Raw genomic sequence first — 17,531 nt, 5'->3', positions numbered from 1 at the left:
GCACTACCCTTCGATGGGTTTGAAATGGCCAATGACCTTTCCAACAATCCTAGGTTCGTCTTCGTAAAAAGCGAATTTTTCTGGGTAAGCTGGGTTGACCGACACCAATCGAAGTCCATCTTCCTCTCGGTAAACACGTTTGATGTAGGTGTGGCCATACCAGACAACCGCATAAACAGCCCCATCATAGTCAAAACCGTCTGCTTTAATCAAGGCAACTTCTCCAGATAGGTACATAGGTTCCATCGAATCCCCTTGGATCCAAGTTGCAATATCATAGCTATAATCTACATCTGAAAAGACTTCTTCTGTATCGTGCTCATTGTAAAAAACTTCCCCGTGACCAGCTGAGAGTTTGATGTCCCGTAAGACCTTAATACTGTATAACTGCACGGTTGCTGTTTGTTCGGCATATAGGTCCTGGGCGTATCCTACCACCCGTTCTTTATTGGCTGGCTGCAATTTTCGGTAAATGGATGTCAACTCGCTATGCTCTTCCAATTCTTCTTTTGTCAGTTGCAAAATCGCTGCTAAATCTTGTATATTTTTCTGATTTGGAACTGTCGTCCCATGCTCCCAATGGGAAATAGAGGATTTATTCACCTGCAGCTGGTCGGCCAACTCTTGCTGGGTCAATCCAAGCCGTTTGCGGCGTTCTTTTAATTTTTCTGGCGAAAACATGGCATTTTCCTCTTTCTTTATAAGTTTAGTTATAACTAAACTTTATCAAAATAACTGTCTTTTGTCAATCAAAAAACAGACAGAAAATCTTCTGTCTGTTGCTATTTAATCCATTGCTTTTAATTCCAAGACCAGGTCGCGGATTTCGGCTGCCAATTCGAAGTCCAGTAATTCAGCTGCTTCCTGCATTTGTTTTTGGAGTTTCTTAATGGCTTCTTGCCGTTCTTTCTTGTTCATGGTGCCGTAGTCTGCGGTCGGTTCCGCTACTTCACCTTCGGTTGCTTTGGTGATGGCAATCAGGTCACGGATTTCCTTCTTGATGGTTTGTGGGACAATGCCGTGCTCTTCATTATAGGCCATCTGGATTTCCCGACGGCGGGCAGTTTCGTCCATGGCCCGTTGCATGGAATCTGTCACCTTATCGGCATACATAATCACATGGCCCTCACTGTTTCGAGCGGCCCGTCCAATGGTCTGAATCAAGCCGCGTTCATTACGCAAGAAACCTTCCTTGTCTGCATCTAAAATAGCTACCAGACTAACTTCTGGCACATCAATTCCTTCTCGCAAGAGATTGATTCCGATCAAGACATCAAAGACTCCCAAGCGCAGGTCTCGAATAATCTCGGTCCGCTCCAAGGTCTTGATGTCCGAGTGCATGTATTTGACCTTGACCCCCATTTCCTTGAGGTAATCAGTCAAATCTTCGGCCATTTTTTTGGTCAAGGTGGTGATAAAGGTCCGCTCGCCTTTTTCTGCTCGGACAGTGATTTCTCCTAAGAGATCATCCATCTGGCCCATAGTTGGGCGAACTTCCACTTCTGGATCGAGTAGTCCAGTCGGCCGAATAATCTGCTCCACAACGGTCTCTGTTTGCTCGTTTTCATAATCTCCGGGTGTTGCCGATACATAGACAATCTGGTGGATATGGCTTTCAAATTCTTCCCTGCGCAGCGGACGGTTGTCCAAGGCACTAGGGAGGCGGAACCCATAATTGACCAGCATTTCTTTACGGGAGCGGTCACCATTGTACATGCCTTTGATCTGCCCCATGGTCATGTGGCTCTCGTCAATCATGATGAGGAAATCTTCTGGGAAGAAATCCAGTAAGGTGTAAGGGGGCTCGCCTTCTTTTCGACCATCCATGTGACGGGAATAGTTTTCGACACCGTTGGTGTAACCCATTTCCCGCAGCATTTCGACATCGTACTCGGTCCGCTGGCGAATCCGCTGTGCTTCAATCAGCTTACCTTCTGCTTCAAAGAGTTTGACTTGGACTTCCATCTCGTCCAAGATGTTTTTGATGGCCTGCTCCATATGCTCTTCATTGGTCATAAAGTGGGTCGCTGGAAAGAGCACCAAGTGCTCCACTTCTCCGAGACTTTTACCTGTTAAACTCTCGATTTCACGGATGCGGTCAATCTCATCTCCGAAGAACTCTACCCGAAAGGCATGTTCGTCTCGACTGGCTGGAAAGATTTCAACTACATCACCGCGAACACGAAAGCGTCCCCGTTGAAAATCAATGTCGTTGCGTTCGAATTGGATATCAACCAGCGCATTCAAGAGTTGGTCCCGGGAAATTTCTTGTCCAGGACGTAAACTCACCGCACTGTCTGCGTACTCTTTTGGAGAACCCAAACCGTAGATACAGGAAACCGAAGCCACAACGATAACGTCGTTTCGTTCCAAAAGGCTGGAGGTGGCGGAGTGCCGCAATTTGTCGATCTCATCATTGACCGAACTGTCTTTTTCGATGTAGGTATCACTGGAAGGAACATAGGCTTCTGGCTGGTAATAATCATAATAGGAAACAAAATACTCAACAGCATTGTCAGGGAAAAATTCCTTGAACTCTCCGTAGAGCTGACCGGCCAAGGTTTTGTTGTGGGCGATAACCAGGGTCGGTTTGTTAACTTTCTGGATGACCTGACTCATGGTATAGGTCTTACCGGTCCCCGTTGCCCCAAGTAATATCTGGGCTTTTTCGCCCCCTTCAATGTTGTCAACCAGTGTTTCAATGGCCTGTGGCTGGTCACCAGAAGGCTCGTATTTGGAAACCAGTTTAAATTGGTTACTACTAGTGCGATCAATCATAATCTATCCTCTTCTTCCTTTTTTCTATTTTACCATATCCATAAAAAAAGATTGGTTTCCCAATCATTTTTCATGTTTCATTTTCTTTTCCTTATAAAGAGACCACGCTAAATAGAGAATGTAAATCCCCATGACAAGTGAAGAGAAAATACTGCCTTCTGGTCCAAAACCTCCACCGGATAAATAATCTGGAACGTCTCCATTTTGAAATTGCATAAAAGCATAGGCGGGTTGCATACCACTAACATTTAGGCCAAAGAAATTCCCTTGGAAACAATTCCAGGCTGCATGCATAGCTGAAATTCCCCAAATATTATCAGTTTTCAACACATAAAGACAAGCTAACAAGCCAAATAAGGCAATGTTTACCAAAGGAATGGCGGAAACAGATGGGTTTGCGGCATGCAAGAGGGCAAACAAGAGGCTGGAAACAGCTACTCCAACCCATAAACGTGTATTCTTTGAAACGACTGGAAAGAGCCAACCACGGGTTAGCAATTCCTCTGTCCCACTTTGGATTAACCAAAAAGGAATGATCAATAGAAAACTTATCCAATTCGCAGCTGAGAAATTAAGTCCTTGTAAATGAATACTACCTGTCAACACTTGGATTCCAACCACACTGCCCATCAATAGAGCGCCGATCCCCCATCCTTTTAATAGTTCAAGAAAAGCCCCTTCCTTATAAAAACCGAGGGTGACAGGAGAACGTTTCTCTGCCAGCTTGACCCAAATCATCACTAAGGCAGATGGAATCGCAAACAAGAGTAAGTGCATGAAAATTGGATCAATCGTAAACATGAGCCACTGAATGATTTCAGACGGCAATGACATCATCATTGGATACAGGGTCCAATTTCCGATTAGCATACCAACATCCAGGATTAATATCACCAAAATAACTGTTAAGAGCGCATACAGCCAAGCTGAAATGGGATGCAATTTGATTTGTGGTTTGACTGCTTCTAACATTCTTTTTTTCATATTCTACTCTCTCCTCTTTATTACCTTTTATTGTAACGAAATTCTTTGATTTTTGCAATTCTTCAAAAAACCATCCAAATGTCAGAAGATGTGACATCAATGTTGATTGTTCAGAAAATTTGTGCTATACTCATTTACATACATTTTAGAAGGAGATTTGACATGAAGAAAAAATTATTGTCATTAGTGGTCTTGTTAATGCCACTACTCATGTGTTTCTCAGTAGTTTCGGCAGAAACCAAAGCAACACCTCTTAAAAACGCCTATACTATCGTATCGGATTCCTCTTTTGCCCCCTTTGAATTCCAAGATGAATCTGGGCAATATGTCGGAATCGATATGGAATTGATTCAAGCCATTGCTGACCAACAGGGTTTTACCATCAATATTAAAAATCCTGGTTTCGATGCAGCCTTGAATGCGGTTCAAGCTGGACAAGCCGATGGTGTTATCGCGGGTATGTCCATTACCGATGCTCGCAAAGAAATCTTTGATTTCTCTGATCCTTACTACACGTCAAACATCCTCTTAGCTGTCAAAAAAGGAAGTGACATAGCTTCTTATAAAGACTTAAAAGGAAAAACCGTCGGTGCCAAAAACGGAACTTCTTCCTATACTTTCTTAGAAAAAAATGCCAGTAAGTATGGATACAGCTTAAAAGCCTTTGATGAAGCTTCTGGTATGTATGATAGCTTGAACTCTGGTTCCATCGATGCTTTGATGGACGATGAAGCTGTTCTTCGCTATGCGATCCAACAAGGTCGTAACTTTGATACACCAGTTGCTGGTGAAAAATCTGGTGAATATGGTTTCGCCGTTAAAAAAGGCAGCAATCCTGAATTGATTGAAATGTTCAACAAGGGCCTCGCAGAGCTCAAAGAAACTGGAAAATACGAAACCATCTTAAATACCTATTTTGGCACTGACAAAGCAACAGCCTCTTCACCAAACTATTCTGATAGCTTGGTATTGACAGGAGATGCAAGTGCCAAAGCAACTGCAATCAAGCCAACTTACACCATCGTGTCAGACTCTTCTTTTGCCCCATTTGAATTCCAAAATGACAGCGGTCAATATGTCGGAATTGATATGGAGTTGATCAAAGCCATCGCAGAACAACAAGGTTTTGTCCTTGAAATCAAAAATCCTGGATTTGATGCTGCCTTGAATGCTGTTCAAGCTGGACAAGCGGATGCGGTAATTGCAGGGATGTCTATCACCGATGCCCGTAAAGAAATATTTGATTTCTCTGACCCATACTACACTTCCAACATTCTCTTAGCAGTCAAAAAAGGCAGCGATCTTTCGTCTTATGAAGATTTAAAAGGGAAAACCGTTGGGGCCAAAAACGGAACCTCATCTTACGCGTTCTTAGAAGAAAATGCCAGCAAATATGCCTATACCCTAAAAGCTTTTGATGAAGCGTCAGGTATGTATGACAGTTTGAACTCCGGTTCTATCGATGCCTTGATGGACGATGAAGCCGTCCTTCGTTACGCGATTCAACAAGGCCGTAACTTTGATACACCAGTTGCTGGTGAAAAATCTGGTGAATATGGTTTTGCTGTGAAAAAAGGCAGCAATCCTGAATTGATTGAGATGTTCAACAACGGTCTTGCTGCTGTCGTTGCATCTGGTCAATATGATAGCATTGTCAATAACTATTTTGGTTCAGAAGACCAAACAACAAACAATACAGCTACTGCGGATGAAACAACCATTGTTGGCTTAATTAAAAACAACTACCGCCAATTGTTATCTGGTTTGGGTACAACAGTTGCCCTTGCCTTAATCTCCTTTGCGATTGCCATTGTCATCGGGATTATCTTTGGACTCTTTGCTGTTAGCCCAGTGAAAGGCTTGCGCATCCTCTCATCTGTCTTTGTCGACGTGGTGCGTGGTGTGCCATTGATGATTGTGGCAGCCTTCATCTTCTGGGGCATTCCAAACTTTATCGAAAGTCTAACTGGTCAACAAAGTCCGATTAACGACTTTGTAGCAGGGGTCATTGCCCTATCCCTAAACTCGGGTGCCTACATCGCTGAAATCGTTCGTGGTGGTATCCAAGCCGTTCCTGCGGGTCAAATGGAAGCCTCACGCAGTCTGGGTATTCCATACGGAACGACCATGAAGAAAATCATTCTTCCACAAGCAACAAAACTCATGTTGCCAAACTTTATCAACCAATTTGTGATTACCTTAAAAGATACAACCATTATCTCCGCTATCGGACTCATCGAGCTCTTCCAAGCTGGGAAAATCATCATCGCACGGAACTACCAATCATTCCGTATGTATGCGATTTTGGCCATTCTTTATCTCGTGGTTATCACACTCTTGACACGTCTTGCCCGTAAATTGGAAAAAGGAGGCCGTTAATGGCAGAATTAAAAATTGATGTCCAAGATTTACACAAATACTATGGAAAAAACGAAGTTTTAAAAGGGATTGATGCCAAGTTCTACGAAGGGGATGTCGTTTGTATCATCGGTCCTTCTGGTTCCGGAAAATCAACTTTCCTCCGTACCCTCAACTTGCTGGAATCCATTACCAGCGGAAAAGTCATCGTCGATGGCTACGAATTGTCTGATCCAAAAACCAATGTCGACAAGGCGCGTGAGAATATCGGTATGGTTTTCCAGCACTTCAACCTCTTCCCTCACATGACAGTCTTAGAAAACATCGCATTTGCACCTGTTGAATTGGGTAAAGAAAGCAAGGAATCCGCTGAGCGCCATGCACTGGAATTGCTGGATAAGGTTGGTCTAGCAGATAAAGCTAATGCTATGCCAGACAGCCTCTCAGGTGGTCAAAAACAGCGTGTGGCCATTGCCCGCTCCCTTGCCATGAATCCTGATATCATGCTCTTTGACGAACCAACATCCGCTCTTGACCCAGAAATGGTAGGTGACGTATTGAACGTTATGAAAGACTTGGCTCAGCAAGGCATGACCATGCTGATCGTAACCCATGAAATGGGCTTCGCCCGTCAAGTAGCCAACCGCGTGATCTTTACAGACGGTGGAGAATTCTTGGAAGATGGGACACCTGAACAAATCTTTGACCATCCAAAACACCCTCGTTTGATTGAATTCTTAGATAAGGTTTTGAATATCTAAAGCAAAAAGGAACTCACCGAGTTCCTTTTTTATATGCTATCTAGCCACTCGCTTGTTTCTTTTCGAGTTGAAAAGACAATGTGCTGTTTATCAGAATACTGGGCTAAAAAGTCTACAATACGAGGGAGACTAGTATTGGGAAAGTTGCGAATAAAGTCCATCAACTCTGGATCCTCTTCTACTTCAACCCAAGGCATATCTGGGCGGTGTTTCCCGATTCTATTTCTGATGCCAGCAAGGCATTCTTCAACTGGAATATCGAGAAAAATAACTGTGTCACAAGCTTTCAGTCGCAATTCCAATGTATTTCCATAATTGCCATCAATAATCCACTGGACCTGATTCACTACTGAGTGTAAACGTTCCAAAAAAACTGCTGCTGGAACCATTGTCCGATCAGCTTGCCAATTTAATTGGTCCAAATGCACCAAAGGAAGGGACATTTTCTGAGCTAAGATACGGGAAAATGTCGATTTGCCCGATCCTGGACACCCAATTACCATAATTTTTTTCATAGTTTCAGTATACCACCATTTGACAGCCCTTTCAAGAAGTGCTAAACTAGTGAGAGAAAATAAGGAGGTAAGAGGGCCATGATCAACTAAGAAGCAACTTAGGATAGACCTTATCAAGTTTGTTTTTTAGTGTGCCTTTTTATCTAATCAAAAACCAGGACGTCTGGTCTCTTTGTGCATGCTTTTTGAAACTTTCTACTTGATAGGGTAGGAAGTTTTTTTCATGCAAAGGAGGCAACTTATGCTACACATTCAAGACTTAACCATTAGCCATCAAAAGGATTTAAAGACACTGGTCAAAGAGCTTGACCTTATGGTCCACCCTGGTGATAAGTTGGCCATTATCGGCGAGGAAGGTACAGGGAAATCGACCCTCATCAAGGCCATTGTGGAGCCAGAGACCATCACAGACTATGTTCAGATAGAGGGACAGTTCACCAATCACTTTTCCACTATCGGTTATCTGGGACAAAATTTACCGACAATCATGGCCGAGCAAACGGTGACGGAATTCCTCTACCAAGATATGGATTATGAGCGCTTTGATTTCCAAGTGTTTTATCGTTATACTGATATGTTTCAACTGGATATAGAAGCCTTTGAAGAAAAGCAGCAAAGACTAGCCACTCTATCAGGGGGAGAAAAAATCAAACTCCAACTCTTGAAAGTCTTAGCCTACAATCCTGACTGCCTGATTTTAGATGAACCGACTAGTGATTTAGATTTGGAGACTGTGACGTGGCTGGAGCATTTTATCGAGGAGAGCGATAAGGCCATTCTCTTTATCTCCCATGACGAAACCTTGTTAACAACTGCTGCAACTGCTATTCTGCATCTGGAACTGGTCAAGAAGAGACAAGAACCACGATGGACTTATTTTCATGGAAATTATGCAGACTATCTAATTGAACGCAAGGAACGCTTTAGCAAGCAGTTGCAAGTGGCCAACAAGGAACGAGAAAACCACAAGAAGCGCATGACTGAGAATAACCGTATTCAGCAACGGGTTGAACACCAACTCAGACATACCAAAAATGGTGCTGCTGGACGGCTTCTAGCTAAAAAAATGCATAGCCTACAATCACAGGAAAGACGGTTCCTAAAAGAAGCGGAAGGCTTCACAGAAATTCCAGAGGATATGGATAGCCTGCGGCTATTCTTTTCAGGTATTGAGCCCTTGCCTGCTAAAAAACTCATTCTGAATTGGCAAGACAAACAGCTACCGACTGGACAAGAGATTGATTTGGCTATTTGTGGACAAGATAAACTGGTCATCACTGGGCAAAACGGTATCGGTAAGACCCTGCTGCTTCAGAAAATCCATCAGGAATTGTCGGAACGTACGGATATTTCTGTGAGCTATATGCCACAACACTATGAACAGGCCCTACCCAATACTGCTACTGCTTTGGAATTTCTATCGGATTGTGCAGGCGAAGAAACAGTCCGCACCTTTCTAGCCAGTCTGCAGTTTACCCGTCAAGAGATACACCACTCCGTTGCCGATTTGTCTGGGGGACAAAAGGCCAAGCTGTTCTTAGCCAAAATGGTCTTATCCAAGCACAATGTCTTGATCTTAGATGAGCCGACGAGGCACTTTTCACCAACCAGTCAACCTTTGGTTCGGCAGTTGCTCGCTGACTTCCCTGGTTGCATCATAAGCGTTTCCCACGACCGAGCTTTTATTAAGGAACTTGGTCAAAAACAGTACCACTTAACGAAGCGACAGCTTGATACCCAATCATTATAAAAAAGTTCCTCAATTAAGAGGAACTTTTAAGGTTGAAATTCGAGCAAACGAAGGGCCTTATCAAAATAGCTATCGTCCTTGCGAAGCTCTGCTTCTTTTTTCTTAAATAAGTCTAATTCATCTGTGATAATCCCATTGATTGGTGTTTGTAGATAATTACTCATCAGTGATTCATCGTTAATGGTCCAAACATAGACATCTTTTCCTTGTTGTTCAGCACTCCACATCACCCAGTCGTTATATGAAAAATCTTCAATCACATAGAAATCAACTCCATGCTTGTCAAAAGAGCCAAATTGGAGAGGAATGACATAACCTGTCTCTAGTTCAGGAGCCTTTTTCTCCAGCTCTTCCATGATTTCCAAATCAAGAGACATGACCTTGTGTTCAGAGGATAATTCCAAACGTTTAAACTCTTTCAACAGTAAATCCACATAATTATCTGGCTCATGGCCATAAGGCTTTAATTCAATCAAGAGAGGCTGCTGTAAGGCTTGTGCCTTCTGAATATAGGTCTCAAGAGACACAATCTGACTGGTAAAACTATCTTGCGCAATCTGCAGTCCTTCTAATTCAGCCAACGTTCTCTCAGAAACCTGCCAATTTTTTTCCGCCAAACGATTCAAATCATTGTCATGGATCACTAAAAATTGCTTGTCTACCGTCATCACGACGTCCATCTCGACAAAATCGGCACCCTTTTGATGAGCCGCCTCTAAGGCTTCTATTGAATTTTCCACCCCTTCTGAAACATCACCCCGATGGGCAATGAGTGCAATATCGGTATTGGTCTGCAACAAATACATGCGAACTCCATTATAGACCAATCCAATAATCACTGTTGCCCATAAAATGACTTTGCTCCACTTAGGATAGCGAAAAGGTCTGGCTTGGCTATCTGTTAGCGTTACAACATTTCGGCTTGGATGACGCTCGTGTTCGCTCAATAAATGGCGGACCAGCAACTCCATCAATATCAATTTTTCAAAAAATTGAATCAGATAGAGAATTCCTCTCACAAGACTATAAAAGATTGTCTGGATAATCAAGCTATCTGTTACGCCCTCAGCAAAACCAAATACGAGGGATAAAACAAAGGTCACTCCTATCCCTAATAGGGTAAGAAATACCATTATGGCAGCAACCGATAGAATCAAGGTTAAAAAGCGTTTTTTAGTCAATACCCAACTTTGTTGCACGTTCTGCCAAGGAGTCGCATCATTGACAACCGATAAAGGTAGGAAATAAATCAAACGGACATTCAAGAAAAAAATAAAGGCTAGAAAGACAGCGTAAAGCACATTTCCAAATGGCATTTTCCCAAGCTCACCAGTGATAAACTCTGGTATCCGTATATTGCTGAGCAAGGGTGAGCTTAGCCCCAAATTCTCAAAAGGAATCATGGTCAACAGATAAATCAGAAAAATCAAGACTTGCGGTCCAGAAAGCCAAAGTATTTTCCGCCAACCGGAATAAATAAAATCACGAAATTCATAGTGTCGATAGGTCCTAGTTACCATAAAAATCAAGCAACTAAGCTCCAAAAAGATAAATGCGGCTAGTAATACAACGTATAAAATCAGGAGTAAAAACGGACTTGTTTGTGAAAGAATAGCCAATAGATTGTCTTTGGTTAGACTCGTGTAACCTGCCGTATCTAAAGCTAAATCAAATACAACAGCTAGTGAAAAACGTCCAACAGTCATTAGAAAAATCTGTAAAATAACGCTGGTTAGCAAGTAACGGTATTTGTTCTGGTAGACATTCTTTAAAGATTCCCAGATGAGATGACGGATTTCTTGTATCATGTTTTCTTCCATATCTAATTTAATAGAATTATTATACCAAAATTAGACACAAAATGACGGAGTATTTGATAGAATCAAAAACACTCTTGGTATGCAAGAGTGTTTTGTTGATTATTGAAGAGCTTCAATCCTTGCTTTTAAGGCGAGCAGTTCTTGATTGATTGTTTCCAAATCTTCTTTATAGAGAAGATCACCATTTTTAATTGGCAGGATAATGACTTCCAATTCCATACTGTATTGGTTGAATAACTCTGGTTTGTCTTCAAACTTTTGCCAAATCAATTGGAAAACCTCTGTTGTCAAATCAGTTGTTTTCTTTTGATCATCAGGAGTCATTGGTGTACCAGGCTCTTCTGGTTCCTCATCAACTGGCTCATCACCAAATGGATCGTCCTCTATTGGTTCATCATCAGCTGGAGTAGGTTGAGCTGGAGCTTCTAATACTGATTTTCCATAGGCAACAACTGAGGCTTGAATCGCTTTTAAGTCTTCCTTACTTAAGTCACGTCCTTGATTGACTTGAATTGGAGCCAATAATTCCTGTAATTTTGCAATGTGGAAATACTGATCTTCTTCTTTTTCAAAGTGGTCAACAATTTGCATCTGAATCGTATGGGTAACCGTCAGCAACTCGTTCATATCCTCTTGCGTCCATGGCGTTTTAGTTGGAGCTGGAGAAGGTGCCGGTGTTGGATTGACAGGTTGTGTTGGTTGAGATGGTGTTGTTGGATTTGGTTGGGCAGGTGTTGGACTGCTTGTTTGTGGGTAGTCGACACTGTAACCAAGTGCTTTTGTTGCATAAGTGATAATGGCTTTCTTAATCGTTTCAAACGTCTCACGATCCAGACTTTGACCATAATTAGCTTGTTGGATAGCAGCCAGCATCGACATAAGATTCGCAATATGCTCTAAACCAATCTCTTCATCTTTTCCAGTATATTTTTCTAAAATGCGATCTTGAATATCCCAAACGTACTTCATCAACACTTCTTGTTCTGTTTGACTTACTGTACCTTCAGTAGGAGTTGGGGAAGGCGCAGGTGTAACAGGATCTGGTTGTACTGGAACAACTGGATCTGGTGTTGGTTGCGTTGGACCAATTGGTTCTTCTGGAGCAAATGGTAACTTAGGTTCCTCATCAGAAGAGAGTGGTTTACCATACGGCTCGACAACGGCATTCGGTACCTTCATAGAACCGTTATAATTAAAGTCATCTGAGAATGTTTTAATGAAACTTTGAATCGATTTTACAACATGAGGATCATTTAAAAGACCTTGGTAGTTCTGACCAATTGTTACCTCAAATTGTTGGCGTTTCACTTTGGCAATATCTATTTCAATCTTGGTAGCAATCCAATTCTTGACAAGTGTTTGGAAGCTTTCTCCCTCCATCATTTTTCGATCAAGAATCCGGTAGATTTCACCAATATGCCCCGCAACTTTTTCACGTAATTCATTTGATAAAGCTGGGCTAGCAATATGGCTTGTAAAGTAATCCAAGTACTGAATAGCTGTCACGTTTGTTCGGCTATCAAAGCGTTTTAATTCTGCCAATTCATATTGAATGCGGTGCAATTCTGCTGCATTTTTTGCTTCATAGGCCTTATTGATTTGCTCTACAAAACGATTTTTGTCAAATTCTGTAATGGCAATATGAGCTGAACGGACGTCATCTAATAAAGCAAAATAAAGTTTATCTAGATTAGAGACAGGAGGAAGTTCAGAAGCGGCACCTAAAATTTGTGTCTGTCTGAATTCTTCTAACATCTTCAAATAACCTGCTGTTGAATTGGTTACCAATTCATCTAAGCCAGCTTTGAATTCGGTCAAAGCCTGCATCACACGACGGTACTGTTTTGGTTTAGTTGCAGATAAGAGCGTCTCGGCTTCAGCTTCTAATTCTTTGATTTTAGCAAGGACTGCTTCCTTATCAAATTGACCTGAAACATAACCACCTGTAATGGCAGGAAGTTTATTGCTCAAATAAGCCTTCATGCCATCTATGGCTTTGATATTCAAATAATGGGTGTGTCCGTGACCAGGTCCTAAGTGAGGGACAACAAATTTGCCATTTTCAATCCGAATATCCGTTGGTTTCATGCCCCGGTGTTTGGCAATCGCTAGTAACTCATTTTCAAAGTCTGTCTCAGGATCGCCAGTGACTACTGGAACTTCTACCAAGTCTTTTGGTAACAGGAATGGATGAATATGGGTTGGGTCATATTGTTGCGTTGGTTCGTTAAAGACAAAGAAGTTATCTTTTACTTTAATCGCTTCAAGTGGAACACCGTAGGTCTCTGAAATATACCGTCTTTTAGCTTCGATTTCTTCAGGTGTATCGTGTCCTGTACTAATTTTCTTACCAATTACGATATCAGAAAGTAAATAGACATGATCATGGTCTCCATGTCTCCAAACCGCAATCAATCCTTTTTCTGAATTCATCACCTTCAAGTTAGATCGTTTGATGCCCAAAAGATTTGCGAGATAGACTAATTTTTCCTCAATCTCAGGTGTAATAACAGGTTCATCACCTGGAGTTGGTTCTGAAGGTTCACTTGGTTTTGCTGGATCACTCGGTTTCGTTGGAACTGGCTTAGCTGGCTGACTTGGTGTTGTTGGATTGCCACCAAAGCTAGCAGGTACAAGATACGCCCATTTTGTTCCAATTAAGCCAGAATAAGGTAGAAAATGTTGGTGATGACCATGTTTTACAACAATCCCGCTTGCAGTATGGAACTGAATGCCAGTTCCATCAAACAAGAAACCATCAGATGTCGGATAATCGATACCTGCAACAGGAACACGCTTAGTTGGTGTTGGTTGCTTGACTTTAGGTGGTTTATGGTAACCAATCGGCTGCACAATCGGTGCTGGCACTGCCGTTTTAGCACCACGCGCTTGTAATACAGCCATCGCTGCCGCAATCTGAGCAGACGTCAGCTGTGATTTTGGAATATAGTGAGTATGATCACCGTGTGGCACCAAAAATCCATCGCCCAAATCTTCAATAACATCATTTGGATCAAAGACATAGCCATCGCTAGTCTGATAATGAACAGAAGGAGAGCCAGCTGGCGTTGCAACTGCTGAGTGACCATGTTTTTGGCGATTGATGTCATCTTTACTACGAACATTGCTGGCCTTGTTTTTATCCTTAAGATAAAGGTAATATTGCCCCTTTACCTTGATGATATAGCCGTCTTTGACTTCGTTGACAATATCACTGTCATTTAGAACGTAGCTTGGGTCTTTCATGACCAATTCTTCACTGATAATAGCATCATACGGCACTTTTCCGTCATAATAATGGAAATGGTCTCCATGGGAAGTGACGTAACCACTGTCAGTGATTTTCACTACGATTTGTTCTGCATCAATGTCGTCTTCAGCACTGACTTGTTCCACATGAGGTGTCTGCTTTCGGACTTCCTTTTTAACCGTTTCTTTAATGGTTGCAATCAACTGTTCATCAGAAATCGTTTTTTCGTGAAAACGTCCCATCTGATAGCTCGAAACACTTAATAAAATGGCTGCTGCAGAGCTAATGATATATTTCTTTTTCATAAGACTCCTTTGTTTTTTAACCGGTTTATTTACCAGTTATGTAATAAGTCAAGAAATAGTTTACTCTTAAATAATTAACTTGTCAACCATTTGGGCAAAAATAAGAAAAAAGCCTAAAGAAAAATTCCTTAGGCTTCTGTATTATCTTGTACTTTCAGTAATCGCTCCCGCTCTAAACGGTACTTGCGATTGGGATTGAGACGGTTAAACAACTCTTCTAATTTGGTCGCATTCCACACGTCTGCTGCTGATATAAAATTTCCATCCTTGTCTTTGAAGGATATTGGTTTGTCTCCCATAATCGTACCTCATCTATTGGTAAAGAATCAATCCATATTTGGTGCTTGACCATCATGAGCTGGCCATTGGCACTCCATCAGTTGCATGTCTGTAAAAACCGCTGTAAATGAAGATTCTTCTGGCGAACAGGCATAGATACCAAATTGAATTTCCTTGTCACCTTTGGCCAAATGGCAAACCCTCATTTGATGGAAGGTTTGACCATCCAATGAATACTCAATACGATAGTCATCTTCCCGTCTACTCAAGCGATACCAGATTTCTTTCATACTAGCATCTATTTCTGTGGTTGCCCAATCTGAAAAACCTTGATTGGTTACAACGCTTCCTAAATGTTGAAAACGGTCATTTTCATATTCAACAGAAGCTTTTAGCCAGTTTTCTGAATCCAAATAGACAACAATCCCACACTGATCGAAACGCGTATGGGCATCATCAAATCTAGTTTTTACTACGAAACTAAAATAAGGATCATGACTTGTCATTTGAAGAACCGGTGCATTGTCATTGATAAAATGGTAATAGGTCTTCTGCCACAAATCTGTATGAGGCTCTGTCGTAATCGAAATTTGATTGGCCTCAATGCTGAAATCTCTTGGTTTACGTATCCAAGAAAAATGACTCGTATCAATCTTCATCTGGAACAATTCTTTCTAATTTAGTTGGTTAAAATGATTTATTTTCTATCTACATCAAGCTGTTGTAGAAAGGCATCGATTTCTTGGCTACCGATGTCATCGCCTGCTTGTTGAAAAAGATCTTTTGCTGTTTCGAAATGAGAAGGGCTGGAGAGGATTTCTCCCAAGCCTCGGTAGGAACAGGCCTGTGCAATGAGGTCATCTGTCTGCAAGGCATAGCCTAGACTAGCTGTCATCTGCTTTTCTGCGTCAGCTTTGTCCCCCATTAAGTAAGCTATATAGCCAACTTCATACAGGTGAACGGACCAAACGTGAGCATCTGTCGGAAAATGGGCTTGGATTATGGCTTCTTCTTGGGCAAGGTAATCTCTGGCTTTGGTGTACTCCTGATTGAGACGAGCGACCATGCACAACTGGTGATAGGCCATGTGTTGGTGACGGGCATCCCCTTCAGAGATGGCTTTTTCTAGGTAGGCCTCGTAAGCCTGGTAGGCATGAAGAAAGTCCTTCATCTCCGCATAGACATAACCGTACACAGAGAGGTAATCAAAATATTCGGGACTTTCTTTTGAAACGGATAAGTTGTCAAGCCAATACAAGGCTTCCTGCAACTGTCCTTTTTCCATCAAGTCAAAGGCTACATAAATATCTTCAATCATAACTGGCCTCACCATCTACAACCTAACAGTATTTCTATCCTTAATCCACAAATTCAAACTCGAAATTGCCGAGGCGCACAATGTCGCCGTCCTTGGCACCACGCGCACGAAGGGCTTCATCAACTCCCATTCCACGTAATTGACGGGCAAACTTCATCACTGATTCATCACGGTCCATATTGGTCATGACAAAGAGCCGTTCCAACTTCTCACCAGACAAGACCCAAGCAGCATCATCGTCACGTGTGATTTCAAAGGCTGGTTTGTCATCTTGGAAGCCATAGTATACTTCGTCTTCTTCTTGGAAGTCAGTTTCATCATACAAGAGGAATTCTGGTGTTTTATCCAGCAATTCAGCAGTTGCTTCTAAGAGATTGTCCAAACCCTGATGAGCCAAAGAAGAAATTGGGAAAATCATAGGCAATTCATCGAATTCATCGTATTGTGCTGCCAATTTTTCTTTGAAAGTTTTCAAGTTCTCTTCTGATTCTGGCATGTCCATCTTGTTGGCTACAATGATTTGCGGACGTTCCATCAAGCGAAGATTGTAGGTTTCCAACTCATTGTTAATCGAGAGGTAATCGTCAAATGGATCACGTCCTTCCGCAGCTGACATATCAATCACATGAAGGATAACCCGGGTCCGCTCGATGTGACGGAGGAACTGAGTCCCTAACCCCACACCTTGACTAGCTCCCTCAATCAATCCTGGTAAGTCAGCGACCGCAAAAGATTCGCCTGATTTAGTTCGGACCATGCCAAGGTTTGGTACAATCGTTGTAAAGTGATAGGCACCAATCTTTGGTTTGGCTGAGGTAATAACACTCAATAAGGTTGATTTCCCAACAGATGGAAATCCAACGAGCCCAACATCCGCGAGGACTTTCAATTCCAAGGAGAGAGACCGTTCTTCTCCTGGTTCTCCATTTTCAGAGATTTCAGGTGCTGGATTTTTGGGTGTGGCAAAGCGGATATTTCCACGGCCACCACGACCACCACGGGCAATGACAAATTCTTGTCCATTTTCAACCAAGTCTGTAATGACCTTGTTGGTCTCAGCATCCCGAACGGTCGTGCCAGGAGGAATGCGGACAATCAAGTCATCTGATCCACGGCCGTGCATGCCTTTGGTCATCCCTTTTTCACCATCTTTGGCTTTGAATTTGCGGTTGTAGCGAAAATCCATCAAGGTACGTAGACCTTCATCGACACGAAAGACTACCGATCCACCTTTGCCGCCATCGCCACCCCAAGGACCGCCATTAGGGACGTATTTTTCCCGGCGAAAGGCCACCATGCCATCGCCACCTTTACCTGCCTTCACTGTAATCTTGGCAGTATCTAAAAACATACTCATACTGTTTCTGCATAAGAGGGCTGGAAGTTGCCACTCCTATTTCCTTTCTTTTCATT

13 protein-coding genes are annotated in these 17,531 nt (G+C 42.3%); 3 read left to right on the top strand and 10 right to left on the bottom strand.

All coding sequences use genetic code 11. The features are described 5' to 3' along the window. Nucleotides 1-3 precede the first annotated feature (3 nt). The 3 genes from relB to ACVR1I_RS04060 form a co-directional block, all read right to left on the bottom strand. Nucleotides 4-681: a type II toxin-antitoxin system RelB family anti-toxin gene (gene relB / locus ACVR1I_RS04070; protein WP_447442763.1), complete on the bottom strand. Its 678-nt coding sequence runs from the start codon at nucleotides 679-681 to the stop codon at nucleotides 4-6. A gap of 105 nt (nucleotides 682-786) precedes the next feature. Then, entirely contained in the window at nucleotides 787-2,778 is a 1,992-nt protein-coding gene (uvrB, locus tag ACVR1I_RS04065) for an excinuclease ABC subunit UvrB (RefSeq protein ID WP_447442762.1), read from the bottom strand. A gap of 63 nt (nucleotides 2,779-2,841) precedes the next feature. Beyond that, nucleotides 2,842-3,762 (bottom strand): CPBP family intramembrane glutamic endopeptidase, encoded by a 921-nt coding sequence (locus ACVR1I_RS04060; protein WP_447442761.1) that lies wholly within the window; start codon nucleotides 3,760-3,762, stop codon nucleotides 2,842-2,844. A gap of 162 nt (nucleotides 3,763-3,924) precedes the next feature. Here ACVR1I_RS04060 and ACVR1I_RS04055 point away from each other — a divergent pair, with 162 nt between their 5' ends. Both ACVR1I_RS04055 and ACVR1I_RS04050 read left to right on the top strand, forming a co-directional pair. Next, nucleotides 3,925-6,141: an amino acid ABC transporter substrate-binding protein/permease gene (locus tag ACVR1I_RS04055; protein ID WP_447442760.1), complete on the top strand. Its 2,217-nt coding sequence runs from the start codon at nucleotides 3,925-3,927 to the stop codon at nucleotides 6,139-6,141. Then, on the top strand, nucleotides 6,141-6,881 hold the full coding sequence (locus ACVR1I_RS04050; protein WP_447442759.1) for an amino acid ABC transporter ATP-binding protein: 741 nt from the start codon (nucleotides 6,141-6,143) through the stop codon (nucleotides 6,879-6,881). The genes ACVR1I_RS04055 and ACVR1I_RS04050 overlap by 1 nt, the downstream gene beginning before the upstream one ends. A gap of 29 nt (nucleotides 6,882-6,910) precedes the next feature. Here ACVR1I_RS04050 and ACVR1I_RS04045 read toward each other — a convergent pair whose 3' ends face one another. Then, nucleotides 6,911-7,396: a P-loop NTPase family protein gene (locus ACVR1I_RS04045; RefSeq protein WP_447442758.1), complete on the bottom strand. Its 486-nt coding sequence runs from the start codon at nucleotides 7,394-7,396 to the stop codon at nucleotides 6,911-6,913. A 241-nt stretch (nucleotides 7,397-7,637) separates the two neighbouring features. On the opposite strand from ACVR1I_RS04045, the gene ACVR1I_RS04040 reads away from it, so the two are divergent. Next, nucleotides 7,638-9,146 (top strand): ATP-binding cassette domain-containing protein, encoded by a 1,509-nt coding sequence (locus tag ACVR1I_RS04040; protein ID WP_447442757.1) that lies wholly within the window; start codon nucleotides 7,638-7,640, stop codon nucleotides 9,144-9,146. A gap of 26 nt (nucleotides 9,147-9,172) precedes the next feature. On the opposite strand, the gene ACVR1I_RS04035 is transcribed toward ACVR1I_RS04040, so the two are convergent. From ACVR1I_RS04035 to obgE, 6 genes are all read right to left on the bottom strand, one after another. Further along, nucleotides 9,173-10,954, bottom strand: coding sequence for a glycerophosphodiester phosphodiesterase (locus tag ACVR1I_RS04035; RefSeq protein ID WP_447442756.1), 1,782 nt, complete (start codon nucleotides 10,952-10,954; stop codon nucleotides 9,173-9,175). Nucleotides 10,955-11,065: 111 nt separating this feature from the next. After that, a complete protein-coding gene (locus ACVR1I_RS04030; protein WP_447442755.1) occupies nucleotides 11,066-14,521 on the bottom strand; it encodes a pneumococcal-type histidine triad protein in 3,456 nt (1,151 codons plus the stop codon). Between the two features lie 128 nt (nucleotides 14,522-14,649). Beyond that, entirely contained in the window at nucleotides 14,650-14,820 is a 171-nt protein-coding gene (locus ACVR1I_RS04025) for a hypothetical protein (RefSeq protein WP_447442754.1), read from the bottom strand. Nucleotides 14,821-14,847: 27 nt separating this feature from the next. After that, the gene (locus tag ACVR1I_RS04020) at nucleotides 14,848-15,459 is read right to left on the bottom strand and encodes a DUF1349 domain-containing protein (protein WP_447442753.1); all 612 of its coding nucleotides are present in this window, start codon (nucleotides 15,457-15,459) and stop codon (nucleotides 14,848-14,850) included. Nucleotides 15,460-15,497: 38 nt separating this feature from the next. After that, nucleotides 15,498-16,118, bottom strand: a complete 621-nt coding sequence (locus ACVR1I_RS04015) for a tetratricopeptide repeat protein (RefSeq protein ID WP_447442752.1) — start codon at nucleotides 16,116-16,118, stop codon at nucleotides 15,498-15,500. 40 nt (nucleotides 16,119-16,158) lie between these two features. Continuing rightward, on the bottom strand, nucleotides 16,159-17,475 hold the full coding sequence (gene obgE / locus ACVR1I_RS04010; protein ID WP_447442751.1) for a GTPase ObgE: 1,317 nt from the start codon (nucleotides 17,473-17,475) through the stop codon (nucleotides 16,159-16,161). Nucleotides 17,476-17,531: the final 56 nt, after the last annotated feature.

The sequence above is a fragment of the Streptococcus cameli genome, from assembly GCF_053207365.1.
Note: the sequence above shows the minus strand (reverse complement) of the source record. Positions and strands in the feature narration are given on the sequence as shown.

Coding starts and splice junctions, on each gene's coding strand:
- ACVR1I_RS04055 (WP_447442760.1), top strand. CDS start 3,925: ATGAAGAAAAAATTATTGTCATTAGTGGTCTTGTTAATGCCACTACTC.
- relB (WP_447442763.1), bottom strand. CDS start 681: ATGTTTTCGCCAGAAAAATTAAAAGAACGCCGCAAACGGCTTGGATTG.
- ACVR1I_RS04050 (WP_447442759.1), top strand. CDS start 6,141: ATGGCAGAATTAAAAATTGATGTCCAAGATTTACACAAATACTATGGA.
- obgE (WP_447442751.1), bottom strand. CDS start 17,475: ATGAGTATGTTTTTAGATACTGCCAAGATTACAGTGAAGGCAGGTAAA.
- ACVR1I_RS04045 (WP_447442758.1), bottom strand. CDS start 7,396: ATGAAAAAAATTATGGTAATTGGGTGTCCAGGATCGGGCAAATCGACA.
- ACVR1I_RS04035 (WP_447442756.1), bottom strand. CDS start 10,954: ATGATACAAGAAATCCGTCATCTCATCTGGGAATCTTTAAAGAATGTC.
- ACVR1I_RS04040 (WP_447442757.1), top strand. CDS start 7,638: ATGCTACACATTCAAGACTTAACCATTAGCCATCAAAAGGATTTAAAG.
- ACVR1I_RS04060 (WP_447442761.1), bottom strand. CDS start 3,762: ATGAAAAAAAGAATGTTAGAAGCAGTCAAACCACAAATCAAATTGCAT.
- ACVR1I_RS04020 (WP_447442753.1), bottom strand. CDS start 15,459: ATGAAGATTGATACGAGTCATTTTTCTTGGATACGTAAACCAAGAGAT.
- ACVR1I_RS04030 (WP_447442755.1), bottom strand. CDS start 14,521: ATGAAAAAGAAATATATCATTAGCTCTGCAGCAGCCATTTTATTAAGT.
- ACVR1I_RS04015 (WP_447442752.1), bottom strand. CDS start 16,118: ATGATTGAAGATATTTATGTAGCCTTTGACTTGATGGAAAAAGGACAG.
- ACVR1I_RS04025 (WP_447442754.1), bottom strand. CDS start 14,820: ATGGGAGACAAACCAATATCCTTCAAAGACAAGGATGGAAATTTTATA.
- uvrB (WP_447442762.1), bottom strand. CDS start 2,778: ATGATTGATCGCACTAGTAGTAACCAATTTAAACTGGTTTCCAAATAC.